Annotated in this window: 21 protein-coding genes; 15 read left to right on the top strand and 6 right to left on the bottom strand. The window is 61.1% G+C overall.

Annotation, left to right across the window (positions count from 1 at the left end):
• The first annotated feature begins 19 nt into the window (after positions 1–19).
• Complete coding sequence (locus F0311_RS17575) at positions 20–1,174, top strand: pyridoxal phosphate-dependent aminotransferase (protein WP_223881463.1); 1,155 nt, start codon at positions 20–22, stop codon at positions 1,172–1,174.
• A gap of 119 nt (positions 1,175–1,293) precedes the next feature.
• Here F0311_RS17575 and F0311_RS17570 read toward each other — a convergent pair whose 3' ends face one another.
• Positions 1,294–2,889: a sensor histidine kinase gene (locus F0311_RS17570; protein WP_191090021.1), complete on the bottom strand. Its 1,596-nt coding sequence runs from the start codon at positions 2,887–2,889 to the stop codon at positions 1,294–1,296.
• Between the two features lie 167 nt (positions 2,890–3,056).
• Between F0311_RS17570 and F0311_RS17565 the strand changes: the two genes are divergently transcribed.
• Entirely contained in the window at positions 3,057–3,884 is an 828-nt protein-coding gene (locus F0311_RS17565) for a response regulator transcription factor (RefSeq protein WP_317982629.1), read from the top strand.
• Between the two features lie 2 nt (positions 3,885–3,886).
• Here the strand turns inward: F0311_RS17565 and F0311_RS17560 are convergent, their stop codons facing one another.
• Positions 3,887–5,323 (bottom strand): glycosyltransferase family 2 protein, encoded by a 1,437-nt coding sequence (locus F0311_RS17560; RefSeq protein WP_150463253.1) that lies wholly within the window; start codon positions 5,321–5,323, stop codon positions 3,887–3,889.
• Between the two features lie 176 nt (positions 5,324–5,499).
• Between F0311_RS17560 and F0311_RS17555 the strand changes: the two genes are divergently transcribed.
• The 11 genes from F0311_RS17555 to F0311_RS17505 all read left to right on the top strand — a co-directional run bounded on the left by F0311_RS17555 (position 5,500) and on the right by F0311_RS17505 (position 13,901).
• Positions 5,500–6,105 (top strand): helix-turn-helix domain-containing protein, encoded by a 606-nt coding sequence (locus F0311_RS17555; protein WP_150463252.1) that lies wholly within the window; start codon positions 5,500–5,502, stop codon positions 6,103–6,105.
• Positions 6,106–6,124: 19 nt separating this feature from the next.
• Complete coding sequence (locus tag F0311_RS17550) at positions 6,125–7,048, top strand: EamA family transporter (protein WP_150463251.1); 924 nt, start codon at positions 6,125–6,127, stop codon at positions 7,046–7,048.
• A gap of 234 nt (positions 7,049–7,282) precedes the next feature.
• A complete protein-coding gene (locus F0311_RS17545; RefSeq protein ID WP_150463250.1) occupies positions 7,283–7,834 on the top strand; it encodes a helix-turn-helix domain-containing protein in 552 nt (183 codons plus the stop codon).
• Complete coding sequence (locus F0311_RS17540; RefSeq protein WP_150463249.1) at positions 7,831–8,532, top strand: ABC transporter ATP-binding protein; 702 nt, start codon at positions 7,831–7,833, stop codon at positions 8,530–8,532. The genes F0311_RS17545 and F0311_RS17540 overlap by 4 nt, the downstream gene beginning before the upstream one ends.
• On the top strand, positions 8,529–9,338 hold the full coding sequence (locus F0311_RS17535; RefSeq protein ID WP_150463248.1) for an ABC-2 transporter permease: 810 nt from the start codon (positions 8,529–8,531) through the stop codon (positions 9,336–9,338). Before F0311_RS17540 ends, F0311_RS17535 begins: the two co-directional genes overlap by 4 nt.
• 31 nt (positions 9,339–9,369) lie before the next feature.
• Positions 9,370–9,591 (top strand): PLDc N-terminal domain-containing protein, encoded by a 222-nt coding sequence (locus tag F0311_RS17530; RefSeq protein WP_150463247.1) that lies wholly within the window; start codon positions 9,370–9,372, stop codon positions 9,589–9,591.
• Positions 9,591–10,493 carry an ABC transporter ATP-binding protein gene (locus F0311_RS17525; RefSeq protein WP_150463246.1) on the top strand — a complete coding sequence of 301 codons (903 nt, stop codon included), beginning with the start codon at positions 9,591–9,593 and terminating at the stop codon, positions 10,491–10,493. Before F0311_RS17530 ends, F0311_RS17525 begins: the two co-directional genes overlap by 1 nt.
• On the top strand, positions 10,490–11,251 hold the full coding sequence (locus tag F0311_RS17520) for a hypothetical protein (protein WP_223881462.1): 762 nt from the start codon (positions 10,490–10,492) through the stop codon (positions 11,249–11,251). The genes F0311_RS17525 and F0311_RS17520 overlap by 4 nt, the downstream gene beginning before the upstream one ends.
• 415 nt (positions 11,252–11,666) lie before the next feature.
• Positions 11,667–12,269 (top strand): TetR/AcrR family transcriptional regulator, encoded by a 603-nt coding sequence (locus F0311_RS17515; protein WP_191090020.1) that lies wholly within the window; start codon positions 11,667–11,669, stop codon positions 12,267–12,269.
• Between the two features lie 49 nt (positions 12,270–12,318).
• On the top strand, positions 12,319–13,104 hold the full coding sequence (locus F0311_RS17510) for an SDR family oxidoreductase (RefSeq protein WP_150463244.1): 786 nt from the start codon (positions 12,319–12,321) through the stop codon (positions 13,102–13,104).
• A 29-nt stretch (positions 13,105–13,133) separates the two neighbouring features.
• A complete protein-coding gene (locus F0311_RS17505; RefSeq protein WP_150463243.1) occupies positions 13,134–13,901 on the top strand; it encodes an SDR family NAD(P)-dependent oxidoreductase in 768 nt (255 codons plus the stop codon).
• Positions 13,902–14,128: 227 nt separating this feature from the next.
• Here the strand turns inward: F0311_RS17505 and F0311_RS17500 are convergent, their stop codons facing one another.
• A complete protein-coding gene (locus F0311_RS17500) occupies positions 14,129–15,736 on the bottom strand; it encodes a vWA domain-containing protein (protein WP_150463242.1) in 1,608 nt (535 codons plus the stop codon).
• 136 nt (positions 15,737–15,872) lie between these two features.
• On the opposite strand from F0311_RS17500, the gene F0311_RS17495 reads away from it, so the two are divergent.
• Positions 15,873–16,538: a hypothetical protein gene (locus F0311_RS17495; protein WP_150463241.1), complete on the top strand. Its 666-nt coding sequence runs from the start codon at positions 15,873–15,875 to the stop codon at positions 16,536–16,538.
• 166 nt (positions 16,539–16,704) lie between these two features.
• Here F0311_RS17495 and F0311_RS17490 read toward each other — a convergent pair whose 3' ends face one another.
• Positions 16,705–17,535, bottom strand: a complete 831-nt coding sequence (locus F0311_RS17490) for a rhomboid family intramembrane serine protease (RefSeq protein WP_223881461.1) — start codon at positions 17,533–17,535, stop codon at positions 16,705–16,707.
• Between the two features lie 77 nt (positions 17,536–17,612).
• The gene (locus tag F0311_RS17485; protein ID WP_150463240.1) at positions 17,613–18,146 is read right to left on the bottom strand and encodes a peptidylprolyl isomerase; all 534 of its coding nucleotides are present in this window, start codon (positions 18,144–18,146) and stop codon (positions 17,613–17,615) included.
• 152 nt (positions 18,147–18,298) lie between these two features.
• Here F0311_RS17485 and F0311_RS17480 point away from each other — a divergent pair, with 152 nt between their 5' ends.
• Positions 18,299–19,069 carry a hypothetical protein gene (locus F0311_RS17480; protein ID WP_150463239.1) on the top strand — a complete coding sequence of 257 codons (771 nt, stop codon included), beginning with the start codon at positions 18,299–18,301 and terminating at the stop codon, positions 19,067–19,069.
• A 218-nt stretch (positions 19,070–19,287) separates the two neighbouring features.
• Here the strand turns inward: F0311_RS17480 and F0311_RS17475 are convergent, their stop codons facing one another.
• A complete protein-coding gene (locus tag F0311_RS17475) occupies positions 19,288–22,533 on the bottom strand; it encodes a S41 family peptidase (protein WP_150463238.1) in 3,246 nt (1,081 codons plus the stop codon).
• Between the last annotated feature and the right edge of the window lie 103 nt (positions 22,534–22,636).

Genomic DNA, 22,636 nt, shown 5'->3' with positions numbered 1-22,636 from the left:
CAGAGGAGTAGCAATGCCCGTGAGTCGCCTCCAGTACATCCCCGGCATCGGCGTCGACCATCTCGGCGACCGAGCTGACCAGGAGGATGACGCCTCCCTACTGAGAATGGAAAACCTCGACACCGATATTCGCCCGCCCGCGGTCGCGCTGGAGCGAACAAAGGTGGCTATCGACGAAGATGAGGCGAACAGCTACCTGCCGTTCCAGGGTGGCATATCGCTTCGCCACGCTGCCGCTGCGCATGTCGGCCGACGAGCGGGGCGAGCCTACGAGCCGCTTCGCGAGTGCGTCATCACAGCCGGCGGACTCAACGGTGTTCTCAATACCCTACTGGCCACAGTCGAGCCGGGCGATGAAGTGGTCATGGTCGATCCCATATATGCCGGCCTGGTGAACAGGGTCAGGCTCGTCGGCGGTGTCCCTCGCTTCGTAGCACTCACCGCCACGGAAAGTGGATGGACGCTCGATCCGGGGGAGCTGGCTTCCGCCGTCACCGCCCGGACAGCCGCCGTTCTGATGATGTCGCCCGCAATGCCGACCGGCTCGGTGCTAGGTAGTACCCATTGGCATGCACTTGCACGGGCGCTCGACGGTCACCGTGCCTGGCTCATATACGACGCAGCGATGGAGCGAATCCGGTTCGACGACGCCGATCACGTGCATCCGGCGCAGGTTCCTGGCCTTGCCGAGCGGACGATCACGATTGGCGCCGCGTCAAAGGAACTCAGGATGATCGGCTGGCGCGTCGGCTGGGTCGTCGGCCCCGAACGCATCGTTTCCGATATCAACCTGGTGGGACTCAGTAACGTTGTGTGCCAGGTCGGGCTGGCCCAGGAGGCTGTCGCCGCAGCGCTCTCGGCCTCGGATGCCGAGGAAGACATCCAGCGAGCTGTGGACAACTGGCGGGCGCGACGCGACCTGATCGTGGATCAGTTGTCCTGGCTCCCGGTGGTCCCTCCAGATGGCGGCTGGTCGCTGCTCATTGACACCACTCAGATCGGGTTGTCGCCGGCCGACGCGTCCGAACTGCTGTTCACGCGCGGCAGGATCGCCGCGACACCGATGAACGGATGGGGCCCCTCCGGTGAGAAGTATCTGCGACTGGTGTTCGCCAACGAACCCGCAGAACGACTGCATGATCTGCGCAGCCGGTTCCAGGCCGCTTGGGGATAAGTGATCAGGGGCTCCTCGTCGAAGTGCAGGCGATTGCGGCAGTAGCCAATACTGTTCTGTAAGCAGAATGTTTACACAGGCCTACCACGACGTCTGAGTCGGCGCGTCACCGGCATGACTCACTGGACTGGGATGGTGACGGTAAAGGTCGATCCCCGGCCGGGCTCACTGGTGACACGAATAGAGCCGTGATGGTCATCCACGATGTGCTTGATGATGTTCAGGCCAAGTCCTATCCCGGGCGCGGCGGAGTCACGGGCCTCTTCGGTCCTGAAGAACTTTTCGAAGATCTCCCGCTGATCTCGCTCCGAGATCCCCTGGCCGGTATCGGTGACCGTGATGTGCAAAGAGCGGTCCTCGTGCCACGCGTCAACGCTGACCGTGGCGCCGGCAGCAGAGTACTTGATGGCGTTGGATATGAGGTTGTCCACCACCTGATGCATCCGGTCCGGATCAAAGCGACCACGCAGACTAGGGCCAACCCCATCGATCAGCGTGACACCCGCGGCATCAGCCTGAAGTCGTGCCGAGGCCACACTGGAGTGAACTACCTCGGCCAGGTCCGCCTCTCGGACCTTCAACGCCGGCCTTGCCGCAGTGGTCAGCAAGTCAGTCACCATCTGCAGCAACCGGCTGGCATTGCGTTCAGCCACCTGCAAATTGGCGCATAGGGACTCGGCAGCCGGCAGGGACTCGGCTTCTTCCAGGACCAGGTCGATGTAGCCCAGAATAGAAGTCAGCGGTGTGCGCAGCTCATGGGACATGGCCTGCAGAAACTCATCTTTGACCTCCAACGCTTCGACAAGTTCCGTGACATCGCTGAAGACAATGACCGATCCCGTCGACGACCCTTCACGGTCTTTCATACTGTTAGCCGAAACAGAGAGGGCTCGTCGGTGCCGCTGGTCACCGAGCCAAATCAGCTGATGAGTGAAGGAGGAGCCCTTGACGGCTCGGCGTACAGGACGTTCCTCAGCCGGGAGGGGCGTCGTCTTGTCTTCGCCGAAGACCAGCAGCTGATCCTCGCGCGGGTCCGGGACTTCACGAGGCACCCCTATCTGGTGAAGTTCACGCTGATGGCTGTTCATCATCATGTCGTGACCCTCAGCATCGACCACAACCACGCCCACCGGTACGGTCTCGATGACAGTGTTGAGCAATTGTGCCCGCCGTTCACTCTCCGCTGCGGCGAGTCGCAGCTGGCGATCCTTGTCCACCAACTCCTGCTGCTGGGCATCGATACTGCGACTGACATTTGCGGCGAATAGACCAATAACCGTCAGGATCACAGGAATGATCGCCCGCCCCGCGAGATCTTCTAAAGAAAAAGAAGCGGACCCCTGCCCCAATAATATGGGAAGGATCACTATGAAAGACGTCGCCGTAAAATTGATGATGTGCACCGCTAATGACCTGGGCATGAACCAAGCCAGCCAAATGACTGGGAACACGACGACGAGGCTCAGGCCGACTAAATAACCGTTACCCCCGGCTCGCAATGCCGCGATCGCGGCGAACTGCAACAACGGGATCAGCCAATACATCATGGATGCGAATCGACGCCAGGGCAGCAGAACTGCGGGAAGACAGCTGAGCAGTGTCAGAGCAAGACCAGCAAGAAACAGTCCCTGACCATAAGCCTGGGGAGACAGCACCAGAACAAGGAGACAGACGAAGCCTACGGTGAAGAGAAAAGGCCGCTGGTTGCGGATCAAGCGCTGGTGCCTGTCGAGATCATGGAGACGACGATCGGCCCCGATGAGGCGCAGAAAAGTCCGGGGTAAGCCGGTAGTCATGATGAGATCCCCTCAGACCGTGATAGTTCCAGTGCGTTACAGTAGAAAAAAAGTCGCCCGCATACTGAAACTGAAGGACAGACTCCGTGCATCCCAGCATCGACGCACCGTCTGGTCATCGTCACGTTGCTGTGGTGATTGAAGACGATCCAGACATTCGTGACCTGATCATAACCGTTTTTCAAAAGTCTGGATTTACCGTTGAGAGCGCCGCAGATGGAGAGGCTGGCGTGGAGTCGGTGCGCCAGCATGAACCGACCGTGGTCACGCTGGATCTGGGTCTTCCCGGGATCGACGGATTCGAAGTAGCCCGGCGCATCCGCGCGCTCAGCGACTGCTACATCATTATCGTATCGGCGCAGACGGATGAGGCAGAGACCCTCATGGGACTGGCCGCAGGAGCTGACGATTTCATCACCAAACCCTTTCGGCCTCGGGAACTTCGCGCCAGGATCGCCGCTATGCTGCGCCGGCCTCGTATCAACAGCCCGGCGACCCCGCCAGGAGGAGCGGCTGTCCTGACCGGTGCACCAGCCCCGCAGCCCACGGAAGCCGCGCCCCGCGTTCCCACCGCAGCCTCCAGCTCGGCAGTTTTCAGCCACAAAGGCCTCGTCGTCGATCCGGCAACCAGGTCCGCCCGGCTCAACGATGATCTGTTGAGCCTGACCAGGACTGAATTCGACCTGCTGGAAACCCTGATGAGCAGCGGACGTCGGGTGCGGACCAAAGCCAACCTGGTCCGGCATCTGAGGGCCGATCACCATGGTGCTGACAGCTATGTCAGCGACGCAGATGAGCGAGCCGTGGAGGTGCATATAGCGAATCTGCGCCGTAAGTTGGGCCAGACTGGGAAGTCCCAGGTCTGGATTGAGACGATCAGAGGCGTGGGGTACCGGATGTCTGCCGACCAGTGAGCTCATACGGTGAATCCGCGGTGGCGGCGCAGGACCTTACGGAGCATCAACAGCGTCATCACGAGGGTAGTGATGTACAGAACAGGCCAGCCGAGCGAGAGGATCGCCGACTGGACGACGGCTGACTGCTGGAACCAGGCATACATGGCGCCACTGACTACCACCGCGCAGACCAGAACAGGGGTCAGGAACGCTGCTCCGCGGCCCCGCTCCGCCTTGGCCTGGGCGGCCCAGTTATCCGTCTGGGCCTTGCCGAAGAATTTGGCCCAGGCACGCACGAAGTGTCCCATGCGCATCCACAGGTAGATCTCGGCGGGAAAGAACAGCAGCGCGAACCAAATGTCACGCGGCCTGCGTCCCTTGATCGAGAAAGCGATCCGCAAGTTCAATACCGTGGCGACAGCCGGTGGAATCAGCCACCACGGGCTGAAGACGAAGGCGTTGATGCTCAGCGCCGCCGCCAGCAGCAGCACGAACCCGAGCCGGATGCTGATGTTGAACAGCATGGAGATGTTCTCCATCCACCGCAGCCGCAGATTGGGGTGGAAGGGCTGTCCGGCAGTGGTGGAGCGTTGCCCAGGCCACATGAGGTCGATGGCACCCACGTTCCATTTCACCTGCTGCCCATCCAGAGCGCGCACTGTGTGCATCCCGCCCACGTAGGCCCGGGCGGTGGCGCTGACCTTGGTCGCTGCACCGATGCTGCGCAGTTGGAGGGAGAGCAGGGAGTCTTCGACTTCGCTGTCGTTGACCCAGGGGGTTGCTTGACGGTTGGCGGTCATCACGTCTTTGAGAGCCTGCATGGAGAACAGCGAACATTGACCGCCCAGCACTGCCATATTGCGCCCGCGCAGCAGATTGTCCATGGTGAAGGCAGCGAACTGGGCACGCTGCCCGGTGGTCAGAAAGGAGGACACGATTCCGCGGCTGGCCCGGGGGTCCACCGTGTAGATGGCAGAGATGCCACCGATGCGCGGTTCAGCGACAGCCTCCTCCTCCAAGCGTTGGACGGCGTCGGGCTCCAGTATGGTGTCTCCGTCAACGCCCAGCAGGTAGTCGAAGTCTTCGCAGACTTTGCTGAAGCCGTAGTTCAAGGCACCGACCTTCTTGTTCATGTTCTTGCCGATGTCGTGGACAAACACGTAGGTGGTGTAAGTGGTGTCGTGATGGGTGTGGAAATGCTCCCCCGCGTAGCGCCGGGCAATGTAGAACGTCTCGTCAGTAGTGTTGTTGATGACCACATGGATCACTTCCGGAGGGCGGGTCTGAGTCAACAGCGCTTCAAGAACATGCTCGATGGTCTCTTCTTCGTTATAGGCGGGGATGACGCAGGCGATAGTGCTGCGGCGGGAGGGTGCTGAAGACTCTCCGTAGCGCGAGACGGTCACGAAGCCGCTGTCCATTGTAGTGCTGAGCGTGGTGCTGGTGGTGCTGTTCATTGCTACTCTCCCATCCGCCCTCTCGGTCGGAGGGCCTGTAATAGAAATTCTCCGATCCGTAGCTCAAGGAAGCAGGTCGCGAGAACGCAGGATATACATAAGAGTTCCGCAGGAAAGCCCTAGGACGGTCACCAGAGGTGCATCACCCCTACCCGATAGTGCATTATAATGTATTTATGGTGCATCAAAGTGATTCGCTTGCAATGGCGATAGGGGTCCGGGTGAGGAACCACCGTCGGGGACGAGGCTGGACCCTGGACCAGCTGTCGGAGACTTCTGGTGTCAGTCGGCGAATGCTGATCAACGTGGAGCAGGGCTCGGCGAATCCGAGCATCGGGACGTTGCTGAAGATCAGCCAGGCACTTGGCCTGGTGCTCCCTGCTCTGGTGGAGCCTCCGGCCCCGAAGTCGGTGAAGCTCACACGTAACGGACAAGGGGCTGTGCTCTGGTCCGGGTCCGCTGGTGGTCGAGGAGTGCTGCTTTCCAGCATCCGGACCCCCGACGTCGTCGAGATCTGGGACTGGACCTTCGGCCCGAAGGATGAGCATTCCAGTGCGGCCCACAGCTCCGGGACCACCGAACTTCTTCACGTGCTGGAGGGCACGATCAGCGTCAGTGTCGCAGGCGAACCCCACACCTTGAGCCCCGGGGATGCCTTGAGGTTCCCTGGAGATGTTCCGCACGTGTATAAGAACCCCAGCGACGAGTCGGCTCGTTTCACCATGACGGTGTTCGAACCCGTCTCCGGACATGTTCCCCCTCACGAGCACTCTGATGAGTGAGGGAGGCAAATCCCAGCGCATGGCTGTTCTGCCGGGTCCGCCGTGGCTGTTGGCGATTATGGCGATCTTCGCCATCCAACTCTCTTCAGCACTGTCGGTCGGGCTCATCGAAACAGTCGGGCCAGGTGGAGCCGCATGGCTGCGGCTGAGCATGGGGGCGATGCTGATGATCCTGCTGGCACCCCCGCCCCTGCGATCCGTGCGCCGCCACGACGTGCCCGTGCTCTTGGCGCTAGGAGCGGCGATGGGTCTGATGACCGTGGCGTTTCTGGCCGCGATCGAACGCATCCCCTTGGCTACCGCCGTCGCGATCGAGTTCCTCGGCCCTCTCACTGTCGCCGCCCTCCGCAGCGGCAGCTTACGCACCATGACCTGGCCCGCGTTGGCCCTGACCGGCGTTGTGCTGGTGACCGAACCATGGCACGGAGGGATCAACACCGCCGGGGTCGGCTTCGCACTGCTGGCAGCCCTCGGATGGGGCGCCTACATCGTGCTGCTCCAACGAGTCGGAGACAGATTCACCGGCTCAGGTGTCCTCTCCATCACCCTGCCGATTGCAGCCGTGACCGCCGCCACTATCGGGGTACCCCAAGCCTCTGGGAGCATCGACCTGAGAGTACTAGCGATCGCTCTGGGTCTTGCGCTGCTGGCACCGGTGCTCCTGTTCGTACTAGAACTGGCCGCACTGCGGAGAATGACCACTACAGCCTTCGGGACTCTGATGGCCATAGAACCAGCAATCGCACTCCTACTGGGACTCATCGTGCTCTCACAAATGCCCACCATCGTCCAATGCCTCGGCATCGTGCTGGTCGTCCTCGCCGGTGCCGCCGCCCAACGCGGCGGCCGCCGAGAACCACCCGTCACCACCGGATCGACCCCACAGCCCACTCCCAACACCGCACCCTGGGAAAGCTCCACTGGAGATGACGATGGCAGGTGACGCCATTCTTCCTGGCCACCACATGCTGGGGACTATTGGGCCTCATTGACGTAGGCCCCACCATTAGCCGGGCTGAGGACTTTGACGTTGCAGTGAGCAGGTTGGTGCCAACGGATGAGGGGCGGGCTGCAGCTCGTGTAGACCCGTGTGCCCCTGAGTCAGCTGCTTCAGGCGCGGCCTCGGCGAGGATCACAGGCTGATTAATATTATGATCGATAATGATAGTGTTGGAGCATGACAGATGCTTCGGTCTTGCTCCATCCGATCCGGCTGCGTATCGCGCAGGCCCTGCTCAGCGACGGCGATCTGACCACGGCTCAGCTGCACGAGCGGCTTTCGGATGTGCCGATTGCCACTCTGTATCGGCAGGTCAATCATCTCCAGAAGGCAGAGCTGATCGAGGTCGCCGAGGAACACCAGGTCCGTGGCGCCAAGGAACGGACGTACCGGCTGGCCCCGAGCTTCGCCAGCCCGACTGAGGGTGACCTGACGTCGCTGAGCAAAGAGGAACTGCACGGGGTCTTCACTGTCTTTACTTCTGGGCTTATCCGAGACTTCGGCCTCTATCTAGAGGACGGCGACGCTGATCTGGTGGCAGATCGTGTCTTGTTCGCGCAAGCAGATTTTTGGGCCACGGAAGAAGAAGTGGACGAGTTCACACAGTCAGTCATGGGCGCTTTGGAAAAGCTCATGGCACACGATCAGACCGTTGACCGGCGTCGTCGCAAGCTCACCACAGTTTTGCTGCCCCGGCCAGAGCGCGATGGCCAGGAGGAGAACTCTTGAGCACCACGGGCCAGGGGTTATCGCTGGTGATCGGCTATGGGGACCACGAGGTGCTCGGCCCGATTCACTTCGAAATCCGTCCTGGAGTTACCGCTCTGCTGGGCAGGAACGGTTCGGGTAAGACCACCTTGATGCGCACTATTTGCGGCATCATCCCGGTCCTTTCTGGTTCCTGTACCGTCCTCGGGCAGCCGGTCGAAGACGGTGCGCCTGTCCGGTCTCACGTCGGCTATCTCGGACATGAATCAGCCCTAGCCAGTGCGCTGACCGTTGAGCAAAACCTGGAGTTCTGGCGGGACATCACCAGCACCTATCCGGAAGTGACGTTGATGCCGGTTGCTGAACTCATCGACCGCTTCGACCTCAAACCCCTATTGCCTAAGCGGGTGAAGTCCCTTAGCCGCGGGCAGCGGCAACGGGTGGACCTGGCGCGAGTGGCGATGACCGACCCGCAGTTCCTCGTCCTCGATGAGCCGCTGACCGGTCTGGACCCCATCTACGCGGCGCAGACCCGCGAACTCCTGCGCACCTGGGGAGAGACCCGCACTGTCCTGTATTCAACGCACAGCGTTCCCGAGGCCCTGGAGCTTGCAGACAACTACCTGGTGGTCTCGGACAAGGATTTAGTCAAACTCGGCACTGAGGATACGCCTGTGAGTGAGAAAGAGATTCTTTACGCACTGGGGGCCACCTCATGATGCGCCAACAGGTTCCATCTGGCAAGCGCGTCATGGCTTTTGCTCGGCGGGCGTGGATTCAGCAGCGCAACACCGCGCTCTGGCTGGCAGCTCTAGTCGGTGGCGCATGTGGAGTGGTTCTCTTCCTCGGTATCGGCAACATCGCAGAGATTGGTGACCTGCCGGAACTGATGGCAGCAGGCAGCAGCGACCTCGTGACAGTCCTCGATGCTTCAGGCGAAGAGCAGATCATGACCTCTTATATGCTACTGATGGCACCACCCATTCTCGGAGCATTGGTGGCTATCGTCGCCACTCTGACACTGCCCGGCGTTGTTGCGGACGATATCGAAGGTGGTGGCATTGAAGTTCTGCTGGCAGGTCCGATCCCCCGCCGAGCATTGTTCACCGCCTACCTCGGGGCCAGTCTAGTTCTGACTGCCGCTTCCTGGATCGTCGCCACAGCAGCATTTTTGATAACTGGCGGGATCATGGTGCTGATTCAAGACCTTTCGGTCTCGTTCCAGCTGCCGTACTTCGCCGCGCTTATAGTGCTGCCACTGGCAATGACGATCTGGTCAGCTACTTCCACGCTCTTCGGTGCACTGCTTTACCCAGGCAGCCTTGAATCAAAAGCAGGCATGAACGGCGGCCCTATCCGCCTGCTGGCAATGGCCCCAGCCCTTGTCGCCGTGCCCTCAGTCATGCTCCTCTCAGATTGGGTGCTGCTGGTCCTCATCGTCATCGCTGCCGCGGTTGTCGCAGCCACCATCGTCATAATCCGACTAACCGCACGAGGATTCCGAAGCACAAAGGTGCTCAGCTGACCATGAGAACTCTCATGAGGAACGGGACAGAATGACCTTCGAAGTAGACCCTCTCATCTTCATTCCGGTTACCGCACTTCTCGTGCTGCTGATCGGCTGGTGCCTGGTCGACATTATTCGCAGTCCCCGAGTGCGCTATCTACCGAAAATCATATGGGCGCTCATCGTGCTGCTGACAATCCCCATCGGGCCGATCCTCTATCTGCTGATCGGACGAAATACGGGCGACACACTTACCGATGAGGACCTGTGATGAGCCAGGAACCAGTACTCCGGGTCGAAGGAATCACCCGCCTCTTCTCAACAGGCGCTGGGATCCATGACATCACATTTACCGCCACGAGTCGTGGCGTCACCTCCATCATCGGCCCGAACGGTGCCGGGAAAACCGTGTTATTTACTGTGCTTGCAGGGCTGACACCCTCCGATTCAGGCAATATAAAAACAGCCCCTGGCGCACGGGTCGCATATTGCCCGGACGTGCCCCAGTTCGAACCTTGGCTAACCGCACTGGAAGTCGTGGAGACTTCCTGCGCCATCTCGGGCATACGCGGTCGCATACCAGCCAAGGAAGCGCTCGAACTCTGCGGACTCGGCAAAGTTGCCAACCGGCGTGTGGCCGTTTTCTCACGCGGGATGCTGCAGCGTCTCGGTATCGCAGCAGCTCTGGTTCTCAACCCCGACATCCTCATCCTGGATGAACCCAACAGCGCGCTTGATCCCATTGGACGGGCGGACATCCGCCGCCTCATCGCAGAGCAGAAACACGAACGCTGCATCCTGCTCTCCAGCCACATGCTCAGCGAGGTTGAACAGCTTGCCGATGAGATCGTCGTTCTGGATGAAGGCAGAGTCGTCACTGCTGGCTCAATGACAGATCTACTGACCAGCGGAATGGAGCCGATATGGGACATCCGTCTCAGCGATCCATCACCAGTCGACTTTGAGTCCTTGCGAAAAGCCCAACCAGGAATCCTCATAGAGGCTATTTCCGGCACTCACTATACCGCGACCTATCCCAGCTTCGAGGTCGCAGCACAAGAACTCACACGCACCATAGAACTACTGCGCGCACCGTTGATCGAAGTAGTCCCGCATGACCGCGACCTCGACGCCGTCTTTGCTCGCTTGATCCAGAAGGAGGCAGCCTCGTGATGCAGTCTGCAATGACCTCTGTCCGTGTGGAGATGCGCCGTGTGCTACGTTCCGGGCTTCTACTAGGTATGTTCGCGGCATTCGCCTTCTTCGGCCTCTCCGGGCCCGTTCTGGCCCTCTACATGCCAGAAATCCTTGGCGTAGCAGCCGGAACAGACCAGCTGAACATCCAAGCCACAGAAGCCACGCCTATCGACGGGGTGGCGCTCTTCAATCAAAGCGCCATGCAACTGGGACTCATCCTTGCTGTAGCACTGGCCATCACTTCACTGACCTGGGATACCCGTGCTGGAACGTCCATCTTCTACCGCACCCGAGTCCAGGGGCTTGGCGCTGTCACGATCCCGCGACTCAGCGTCGATTGGGGGATTGGAATCCTCAGCTACACCTTAGGACTGGTCCTCGCCCTTGGGCTGACCACCTGGGCGATCGGGGAAGTACCAGTCCGCTTCGCCGTCGTGCTGTGGGCCTCATCCGTGGTGTATCTGGTCATGGCCATGAGCCTCGGGTTCCTCATCATGACACTGCTTCGTCGGACGGCAACAGCTATAGCCCTAACTACCGTCCTCGTGCTTGTCCTACCAGTGCTCAGCCAGTTCGAGGCCCTCTCATCATGGGTACCGACCAATCTGTTGGTCCCCGGTGAGGAACTATCAAGCATCACCGTACCCGGGCTGGCAGCTGTGATCGTGATGATTGTCTGCACTGGTGTGGCTTTGCTGATCGCCGGGAAACAAACGCTAAAGCGTGAATCCTAAACATTCAACTGAAAATGAAATTATTTGTCCCTGGAGAGACGACCCAAGCCCGTGAGCACTACCTCAAAGGCACTGTCCACTGCGGGTCCATGCTGATCCTGCCCAACGCCAAGAGCCAGCGGTGAGTAACGTTGAGTAATCTGCCCCTGAGGATCAGTGCTATCCGTGCACATATGGAAAACCAACCAAAGCGCAACCTGAGTCTGCCTGTGGCCTAGCGAATCATCGGGGGTCAAGCGGCAGGGTCGCCTCGTTGGCTGACCTGTACAGACGCGCCTATGCCGAGGCAGGAGGAATCTGAAAAGGTCCCAGCGCCCGGCACAGTGCGTGTTCAACAAGCTCGCTCAGTCACATTGACGAGATACTCATCAGATTTTCTTATCACCTGTAAGAAAAGAGGTGTAAAGTGGGCTGCGTGCAAGGAAGCATCACCCGGACAAGAGCCTCTGACCCCCGGCCTGTCCGGACGAGGAAGACCATCTACGCGGCGGTAGAGGCATTAAGCACTACGGGGACACGTGACGTCACTGTGGCTGCGATTGCCCGGGAAGCCGGGATCAGCCGTCCTGCCTTCTATGCTCAGTTCTCTGACATGGATGATTTAGCCGTATCCATGCTCGTTGAAGCTTTCAGCGAGATCGGTGCTGCCGACCTTGCCAAACGCCGCGCCGATGCCACGGACAAACGCGGTGCTGCGCTCCAAGCAGCGCGCAGACTGATGTTCCATATCGATGGTCGTCGCAGTTTTTACCGGGCTGCGCTGGGATGGAAGATCAGCACCAGGGCCAGGGAAGCTGTCACCGAGGCATATGGTCGGCATGTGGCAGCGTCGATGGACCTTGCGCCTGGCTCCGATGCCATCGGGCAGTCACGCGAGGATCTGGTCAAGTACATCAGCGGAGGCACCATCGCCCTGCTGATGGCTTGGCTGCTTGATACGACCCCGGCACCCCCAGAGGAGATGGCGGAACGACTGCTGGCGGTCATGCCCTCGTGGCTAGTCGGAGAAAAAGTCTGAAGTGCGGATGCACTATACCGAAAGCCGACCCCCGTTGAAAGGACACACGATGCCCCGAACCTATGTTGTGACAGGTTCTGCTTCAGGAATAGGTGCGGCCACTGCTGAACTCCTCAAGAGCTCTGGACACACTGTGATCGGGGTCGACATTCAAAATGCAGATATCGTCGCCGATCTCTCTAACGGACAGGGCCGCGATCACCTGATCAGCGAAGTGAAGAATCTCATCGATGGACCAGTGGACGGCGTGATTGCCGTGGCCGGCCTCGTCGCCCCTTCCCCGACCACTGTGGCAGTGAACTATTTCGGCGCCAAGGCCACCTTGGAGGGGCTACGGCCGTTCTTGGCGGCTTCACCAGCACCCCGGGGTGTGATTGTCGCTTCACTTGCCGCTTTAGATGAGATCGATCAGGAACTGCTTGAACGGCTGCTCGCCGATGACGAACCGGGTGCCCTTGATGAGGCACAACGGATCGGCACTCAGTCCAATGCTGCAGGCAGCAGCCCCATCTACACCACCACAAAACTGGCCATCGCACGTTGGGTCCGTCAGCAGGCGCCCACCGCCGAATGGGCCGGTGCTGGAATAGCGCTGAACGCCATCGCACCCGGGGTCATCGAAACCCCGATGACAACGGCAGCCCTCCAGACGCCGGAAGGCCGTGCCGCCTTGGATGCGGGGGCGCCCTCTCCGCTCAACGGCCCGGCAGCTCCTCCCACAGCACCGGCAGCACTCTTGGAATGGCTGAGCAGCGAGGATAATACCCATGTCACTGGACAGGTGATCTTCATTGACGGCGGTGCCGAGGCCATTCGTCGGCCGCAACAGGTCTAAGAACACCCACCTCAGAAAGGAACAATCTCATGGGAAGACTCAGCGGGAAAACCGCCATCATCACAGGAGCAGCCAGCGGAATGGGGCTCTCCGGCGCGCAGCTCTTCGCACAAGAAGGAGCCAAAGTCGTCCTCACCGATGTTGTCACCGAGACCTTGGAACGCGAGACCCAGAGCCTCGCTGAATCCGGCGGCGAGGTCACCTCGATCGTGCTCGATGTCGCGTCCCCCGAATCATGGAACCAAGCTATTGACCATACAATCAACACCTTCGGAGGTGTTGACATTCTGGTCAACAATGCTGGGATACACCAGGCCAAAGGCATCCTCGAGGCAGAGCTGGAAGACTGGAACACCGTCATGGCCGTCAACAGCACCGGTGTATGGCTGGGCATGAAGTCGGTGATACCCCACATGCAAACGAGCAACGGCGGCTCCATCATCAACATCTCCTCCATCGCGGCAATCGTGGGAGGAGTCCCCGACGCCGGGGGCGCAGCCTACTCCGCCTCCAAAGGAGCAGTACGATCACTGACCAAGCATGCAGCCCAGTGGTTCGCCCAGGACAATATTCGTGTCAACTCAATTCACCCCGGCGCTGTCTTTACCGGGTTGGCTGCCAAAGCAGGCTTCACCAAGGAATCCATGGGCGCCAACTACAGCAATGAGATCCCACTGCCGCCTCATGTCGGGGACCCCAGCGATATCGGCTACGGCATGGTGTACCTCGCCTCCGAGGAGTCCAAATACATCACCGGTGAGGAACTCGTCATCGACGGAGGATGGACCACACACTGACCTCGTGGATGCCTTCGACCTGTCCTGGCTGAAGGGGGCCATTGCTGTAGCGCTGTTGCTCGATGACAAAAAGAAGAAAAAGACAGAGAAACACTGAGATTTTGCCTCCGTCGTCCCGAAGTTCGACTTTTCCCATGGGAACTTTGCCGCCTCTTCTAGGGTTCCGGGCAGTCGAAGATGCTCTGAACCGTCTTCACAGCGGTCATTCTAGACGCCATCCGTTGAGGTCAGAGAAGCTCGTCGACGAGGATCTCAGCCAAAAGATGCCCCACTTCAGCGACTTCAGGGTTGGGCGAGCTCTGCATCTGCTCCAGCGTTGCCGGGATGTCCACGTCAACATGCTCGGAATTACGGAGATACTCGGCCATGGCAAGCACGGAGGCGAAGGACAGGTCCTCATCAGGGACGGCGTCAACACTGCCCTCTAGGGCCTGCACCTCTCCGTCCAGGTCCTCGTACACCACCTCATACTCGGCAATCGGGCCCTCCTCGCCGGTGAGGACCACCTCATAGGTGGAGACGAAGTACTGCCCCTGCCCCACGAACCCGCCGCGGACGTCCTCGTCGTGCAGGTCGTCCTCATCGAGCTGTCGCTCCTCAGCACCGATCATCCGCCAGGACTCCACCACCTCCTCGTTGAAGTTCAGCTGAGTCTTGACGTCTTCACCCACCGGAGAGAGCACCGGCAGCTGCTCGGTGAACAGGGTCGCAGCCTCTTCACCGGTGCCCAAGTAGGTGTAGGTTCCGGAGAGCTCACGGGCCAGTCCGGAAAGCAGCTCATCGTTGTAGACATGGGTGCCGATACCTACAGTGTGCAGGGTGGCCCCGCCTGAGTTCTCGGAAATCGTCTCGACGATCGTGTTGTAGTCGGTCTCCCCCACATTGGCCACGCCGTCGGCCAGCAGCACCACCACATCATCAGCCTCAGGGTTCTGCTGCCGCATGTCGTCAGCTACCAGAAACCCGTCAGCGAGTCCTGAGGCGGTGTTAGTGGACCCGCCCGGCTGCAGGCTCATCACGGCGTCCTCCACCTCACCGGGATGCTCAGTGGGCTCCAGCACCACGCGCGAGGAATCGCTGAAGGTCACCAGCGCGATCGTGTCGCCCTGCTGCATCTGCGAGAGCAGGTCCATCGCGGAGCTCCTCACATGCTCCAGTCTGTCCTGTGCGGACATAGAGCCTGAGACATCGATAATGATGGTTAAGTTCACCGGGTTCCGCTCGATCTCCTCGGCCGCCGCAAGGGCTACGCGAAGCAACTGAGTCTCCTCCCCTGCACCGGTGGACTCCCACAGTGGGGAGGTTGTCGCCGCTGAGACCTCGAAATCAGCGTCCGTAGGGATGCTGTAGAAGCTGTGCTCCACGGCGTTGACCCATTCGGCAGGGCGCACTGACTCGCTGGGCACGTCACTGTCCTGGCTGAGTCCGGGGTACCATTCGCGCAGCACCTCATCAATGTCGCGATCCTCCGCGATCAGCGCCTGCAGCATACTCCAGGAGGCTGTGTCGGTGGTGGTGGCCACGGTTGAGGTGGGGTTCTCGACGGTGCTGATCCACCCGGCGATGTTGTGCTCCTCGAAGTGCTCCCCCTCCTCCCCCGGAGCTGGCGGTCGTGGCTGTTCAGGAGCCTCGGCCTCGGGGGCGGGCTCACCGACCGCGCCATCGCCGGCATCATCATAGTTCTGAGCAGAGTCCTCCTGAATGAGCTCATCCAGGGCCGCGCGGTCCACCTCAGGAGTCTCCTGCTCAGGCGGATCCTCCTGTTCTCCTGCTGAGCATGCCGAAAGCAGCAGGGCTGACCCCGCTACCGCTGCTAGTGTGCGTCTGAGGATCATGGTCTTCTCCGTTCCTAGAAGTTCACATCACTATATTTGCAGTTGCAATGTATGTAAAGTTCTGAAGTCAGGAAACATCGCACAGATCCGTCGAAGGATTGATTCGGCAGACTGTGTGGATCGTTAGGCTGGTGGGGTGTTCAAGGATTGGCGGCGGCGTCGTGCTGTGAAGAAGATCAAGCCCGGGGACGGGCGCGCGCTCAAGCCCTATCGCTGGTGGCAGTGGCTCTCCCGAGCGCTTTACTACCTGAAGGTCACAAATCACGATGGCGCGGTCCATGCCTATGCAGTCGACGTCGACTACTGGGACTGTCTACTCAATGAGGCCAAAGCCGATCTCTACCTGAATGGTGAACACCATGCCGAGTCCAAGCTCCCGGCCGCCTTCCCCGTGACAGGTGGGCATATCGAGGTGCGGATGGGACCGCTGGGGCTCAAACGCTGCCACTTCATCACCGAGGGCGACACCGAGCACCAGCTGCGGCCAGACCCCGACTCCGCTGAGGGCCACCGTGCTGACTTGGATCGCAAGCACCCGGTGCTCAGCCGCTGGATAGGGCGCAGCTCCTTGATCTTCCTAGTGGTGGCCCTCCTGCTCGGCATCCCTCAGGTGGTAGAGCTGGTCACCAGCTGGGAGGTCATCGCCCAGTACACCGGCACCTGGCGCTCCCCCATCCAGCTTCCCGAGTGGCTCAACCTGGTCCTGATCGTCGGTGCCATCATCGCCTCTGTGGAACGGGCGCTGCGGATGCGCCACAACTGGCTGCTGGACGGCGGCGGAGACCTGGACATCGACTTCTGAGCTGACGTCCCCTAGCCAGCATTCTCCACAGGAGTTATCCCCAGTGTGGAAAAACTACACTGATGTAACTCCGCTGGTCAAAAAGTTTTCCACAGGGTGTTGTGGATTCTGTGGGAATTGTGTGCCACACCTGGGGAGAGCAGGTTTGACCCAGCGCGGCCGGAGTCTACTCCAGGGGCAGTAGCTGAATACCCAGTGTAGTTAGGCCCAAGAGAATAGCGCCAAGGCCGACCAGAGCAAGGGACTGCCGTGCGCGCTGACGAGGTCCGCGCAGATACGCGTAGACCGCCGCCACAGCGGCACCGGTGACCAGGCCGCCCAGATGCCCCTGCCAGGAAATATTCGGGACCATAAAGCTGATCACCATATTCACTCCCACCAGCGCCAGGATCCCTCCTGTGGAGGCCCCGGATGAGCGCATCAGGACGAACAGCGCACCAAAGAGCCCGAAGACCGCACCGGAAGCCCCCACCGTGGGCACAAACGGGGAGGCCAGACCCAGCACCGCGACCAGCAGGATCGCCACTGAGCCGCCGAAGGCGGAGAACACCAGAAGGACGGCGAAGCGCAGTCTGCCGATCTGCGGTTCCATCACCCGGCCCACAAACCACAGGGCCAGCATGTTGAACCCAATATGAGCCACATTAGTGGGATGGTGCAGCACCGCGGAGGTCAACATCCTCCAGGGCTCAAATTCCCAGTACCAGGTAGAAGTGTACAGCGGGGCATAGGCAAACAGACCGGTCAGATCCGGAACGTGCAGCCCCAACCAGTCATGCATCCGAGGCGCTGCCTGAAACAGGTAGACCACCACGCACAGCGCGATGAACGCATAGGTGATCACTGGCCGAGCGGTGGGAGCCGCCGTGAAGCTCCGGGTAGCCCGCTGGCCCGACCCGGCACTTAGATGGGTTGGGTGCAGGGGAATCTGCCCGCGTCGTCGTCGGCCCTGCTCAACACATGCCGGACAGTGAAACCCCACCGGGGCTTCGATCATGCAGGCAGAGCACAGAGGCCTATCGCAGCGCTGACACTGCACATAGGCCTCTCTGTCAGGGTGTTGGAAGCAGGTTCTCAGAGGGTGACCACTTCGATGCTGTCGATCACAACGTCCTCCCGGGGACGGTCGCGCCCATCGGTGCTGACCGCGTTGAGCTGATCCACGACCTTCTGACTCTCGGCATCGCGCACCTCACCGAAGATGGAGTGCTTGCCCTGCAGCCAGGTGGTGGGCACTGAGGTGATGAAGAACTGTGAACCGTTGGTGCCCGGACCAGCATTGGCCATGGCCAGCTTGTAGGGAGCGGTGAAGTCTAGCTCAGGGTGAATTTCGTCCTTGAACTCGTAACCGGGCCCGCCCACACCCAGGCCCAGCGGATCGCCGCCCTGAATCATGAAGTCCTTGATGATCCGGTGGAACACGGTGCCATCGTAGAGCGGGGTGCCGGTCTTATCCTCGCCAGTCTCCGGGTGCTTCCACGGCTTCTCCCCGGTGGCCAGCCCCACAAAGTTCTCCACGGTCACCGGCGCGTGGTTTCCAAAAAGGTCCACCTCAATGGTGCCCGCATTGGTCTTGATAGTTGCCTGATGTGTTGCAATAGCTGTCATAACCCCATTGTTTCACGCGGATCAACCTCCTTGTCTGGAAAATACCCGAAACAAACCTGACTGTTTACTCCCGAAGTTGGCCTGTCGTCGCATGCTGGGTCCAAGACCGCGTAGGCTAGACAGAGCAACCGATCCTGATTCGGAGGACATGCATGTTCGGCAAGAAAAAGAAACCGAGCCACAGCTGGGGGCATAAACTGCTCGCCGGCATCGACACGGCTCAGGAATGGGCGGAGCCCAAGCTGGGCTCTGCCGCTGACTGGGCGGAAGACACCTACCGCAAGAGCGCTCCGAAGGTTCAGGACGCCTCGGCCAAAGCGCTGCACGCGGTCAGTGACGGTGCCTCTGTGGCCGGCACCAAGATCAAGGAATACTCGTCCAAGGCCGGTGACGGCATCTCAGCGCAGTATGACAAGCTGCCGCCCAAGGCCAAGAAGGACATCAAGAAGGTCATTGCAAAGTACGACGACGCCAAGACCGAGTTCACCAGTAACACCCTCCCTGCCGCTGGTTACAAGTTGGGCGGCTATGCGGATAAGACCGCCAAGCTGATTCACAAGGCTGAGGTGGATCCACGGGTGGAGAAGGCGCTGATCAAGGCCACCGGTGACAAGAAGATCGTCAAGAAGCTGCGGAAGAATTCCGAGAAGCTTGCCAAGCAGGCCTCCAAGGAGCTGAAGAAGCAGCAGAAAACCAAGTCACGCAAGAAGGGGCTGCTGGTCTTCGGCCTGGTGGCCGCCGGTGTGACTGCAGGTGTGGCCGCCTGGCGTGCTTCCAAGCCCGTGGAGGACCCGTGGAAGAAGCCGGAGCCGGTCTCCTCACAGACCCCGGCCACTTCGCCCAAGCCAGCGGCCCAGGCGGAGACCAACACTGACGCGAAGCCTACTGCAGCCGAGGTTCCGGCTCCTAAGCCGGCAGCCTAGAACACACGCACTGAAGAGGGCCCCACCAAACACGGTGGGGCCCTCTTCAGTGCGTGAGGCCCGAGCGAAGCGACGGGGCCGACTGTATGGTGTGGTGAAGTTCCGCGTCAGCGGAACGAGAGGCGGACGCGATAGGGCCCCTGACGTTGGGGATGGGGACCCGTACAGCCCACCGGCGCCTGGCTGTGCGGGCCACCTCAGGGAGGCCCGCCGCCGGCTTAGCTCCGCACCTTCGGGTCAGGCAACTCTGGTGGTGCAGCGGACGGGGTCTGTTTCAGCCGTGCGAAGGCCTCTTCAATGGCCCGGTCCAGCTGTGGGTCATTCTCGCGGAAGAGCTGACCTGGATCGTGGACCACTTCAATATCGGGCTCGACTCCGTAGTTCTCCACTCCCCAGTCTTTGCCCTGGATCCAGAATGAATATTTCGGTTGGGTCACTGAGGTGCCGTCGATCAGGCTGAACCGGCCGTCAATACCGATCACCCCGCCCCAGGTGCGCACTCCGATCACAGGGCCCAGCCCGATGGCCTGGGCCACCGCGTTGACGATATCGCCGTCCGAGCCGGAATACTCATTGGCCAGCAGCACCACCGGTCCGCGCGTTGCCGACTCCGGATATGGCATAGGGGTCTCGGTATCACGCACCATATTCCAGGCCACCACCTGCTGGGCCAGCTTGGCGATCACCAGCTGAGAGGTGTGCCCGCCAGCGTTGTACCGCATATCGGCCAGCACACCCTCCGCCCGCGAAGCATGATGCAGGTCGCGGTGCAGCTGAGCCCAGCCGACCACCTGCATATCGGGCACATGCACATAGCCCAGCCGCCCGCCGGTCTTGGCGGTCACATACTCGCGGCGGGAGCGCACCCAGTCCTGGTAGCGCAGCGCTGCCTCACTGGCCAGAGGGATCACCACGACGCCGCGGGAGGTCCCTGCCCGCTTCAGGGTCAGCTGAACCGGCTTACCGGCTGAGCCGACCAGATGCCTGGTCGGGCCGAATACCGGATCAACTTCTGCGCCGTCAACTGCGGTGATCAGATCCCCTGGGGCGGCACCCACACCGGCGGCCAGCAGCGGTGAGTGGGCCTCCGGGTCGGAGGAGTCAGCTGGCAGGATGCGATCAATCCGCCAGCCATCCTCAGCGGGCGAAATGTCAGCGCCGAGCAGCCCCAGACGCCGGTCCTCACCAGCGGTTGTGCCCTGCGGAATGACATAGGCGTGGGAGGTGTTGAGCTCACCGACCATCTCCCAGAGCAGGTCGGTGAGATCGTCATGGCTGCGCACCTTCTCCACCACCGGGCGCCAAGTATCACCCACAGCCGCCCAGTCCACACCGTCCATATCTTTGCGCCAGAACTGCTGGCCCATCAGCCGGTGGGTCTCCCAGAACATTTGGACCCATTCGGCAGGCTGGTCCAGCGTGAACCGCAGCCGGGACAGGTCAACGGTGACCTTCTCGGCGTCCTCCTCCTCTACCTTCTTGGTGGCCGGCTGGACGGTCACAGCGTCCTTGTGACGGACCAGAATCCGGGCCCGGTCCCCGGAAACCGCATAGTCATCGAGCTTGTCCACAATGCTGGAAGCCTTACGCTGACTGAAGTCCCACCGGATCAGCTGATCGGTGGCCTCCTCACCGGATGCGCCGTGCCGGCGGCTGCCCAGCTCACCGGTCTCCGCGGCTTGCTTGATCCACAGCAGCCCTCCCTTGGCTGCCTTCAGCCCGGTATAGGAGTCAGACGGCACCGGGAGGGGCACCATCCTCTGCTCAGCGTCCTCAGCGGCGAAGTCCGGGCTGGCCGGTGGGGCGTCGTCGTCATTCTTCTTGTCCTCCGAGAGGCGCCAGCCCTCAGCACTGGGTCCGAATGGCGGAGGTTGATCTGCAGCCAGCGGGATCAGCCAGGGCCGGATGGTCCCGGTGAAGAACAGGTCGAAGGAGTGATCGTCATAGGAGGGGTCGAAGGTCCGTGAGGACAGGAAGGCCAGGTATTTGCCGTCCTCAGTGAAGGTCGGGGAGAAATCGCGGAACTTACCCGAGGTCACCGGGACCGGCTCGGCACCGCTGGCGGTGTCCAGCAGCATGATCCGGTACATGGTCTTCTGGCCCCACATGGTCGGATGCGCCCAGACCAGGTAGCGCCCATCCGGGGAGAAGCTGATCTCCTGCGGCTCACCCTCTGCTGAGCGGGTGACATCGGTGACCGTTGCTTTGAGGCCGCCGTCGCGCCGCTTCTGATTCAGAGAGATCAGCCGGATCCAGCCGTCATGGGAGACCACGGCCAGGCGCTGCCCCTCCCGGTCGGAGGCCAGATGCAGGATGCGTCCCAACTCACCGGTGAGCAGCCGCTGGGGCTGCGCGGTGCCGTCCAGGGTGTAGATCTCCAGGCTGTCCTCACCTTCGGCGTCAGTGGCTGCTGCTGCCTGCCCGGTGCTACCCAACAGAACAGGTTCCCGGGTGCGGACGCTTGAATCGGCGGCCAGGGCGCGGGCCGGACCCTCGCGGTGGGTCAGCCAGAAGGTCTTGCCCCGCCAGGAGACCAGGCTGGCATCGGCACCCTGGTCAGGGACCAGAGCATCGAGGTTCTCCGTGGCCCGCAGCTGCACCGGTGCCGGGTCGGCGCCCGGCAGGGTCACCTCGAGCCTGCGAGGTTGGGCGTCCAGGCTGTCCTTGACCCAGATTTCCCCGCGGCTGTGCCAGGTGATGCGCTTACCGTCGGTAGTGGCGTCGCGGACGTAGCCGGTGGACCCATCCTGGAAGGTCAGCTGCTTGGGCGGCTTGGCCCTCTTGGCGCCCGGTTTGTCGAGTACCCACAGGTTGGCCTGCTCATGGGTTTTCTTAGGGAAGGTCGCAGCACGGTCAGAGGTGAAGACCAGTTTGTCCCCTAGCCACAGGGGGTCTTCCAATCCGGCGGTCTCCTCAGCCAGCAGCTGCTCCCAGTGACCTTTGCCTGCTGCGTCCACCCACAGTTTGGCGGCGGTGCCGCCGCGGTAGCGTTTCCAGTGGGCGATCGGCCGGATACTCGGAGTGCTCAGTGCGATGCGGCCGCTTGGCGAGTAGGCCACCGCCCAGGCAGAGCCCAGCTGAAGCCGTTCCCACTGCCCGTCTAGGTCCAGGACGCGTACTACCTGGTGCCGGTGCGTCTCTCCGGCGTTGGTTGCCACCAGCAGACGGCCGTCCGGAGCGAAACCGGCAATCTGGGTACGGTCGGACCCCCAGTAGGTCAGGCGGCGCATGGCGCCGGAGTCGATGCTGACTGCGTAGACCTCGCTGTGTCCGTCCTTGGTGGAGATAAAGGCGACCTGGGCGCCGTCGGGGGTAATCCGCGGCTGCTTCACCGGGGCGGCGTCGCGGGTCAGCCGCCAGGCTCGGCCTCCTGCTGCTGGGGCGAGCCAGACATCGTTGGCCGCAGTGAAGGTGATGAGATCCTCGTGCAGGTGCGGATAGCGCAGATACGGTGCAGAAGTCACCAGCTCAGCCTACACAGCTTCACCATGCAAAATCAGGCACTTGTTGGATTATCGGTACCTCATGAGCCGCCGATAATCCAACAACACCCTGAAAACTGCGGCC

Origin of the sequence: Nesterenkonia ebinurensis, assembly GCF_008711175.1 — a bacterium.
GTDB lineage: Bacteria > Actinomycetota > Actinomycetes > Actinomycetales > Micrococcaceae > Nesterenkonia > Nesterenkonia ebinurensis.
Note: the sequence above shows the minus strand (reverse complement) of the source record. Positions and strands in the feature narration are given on the sequence as shown.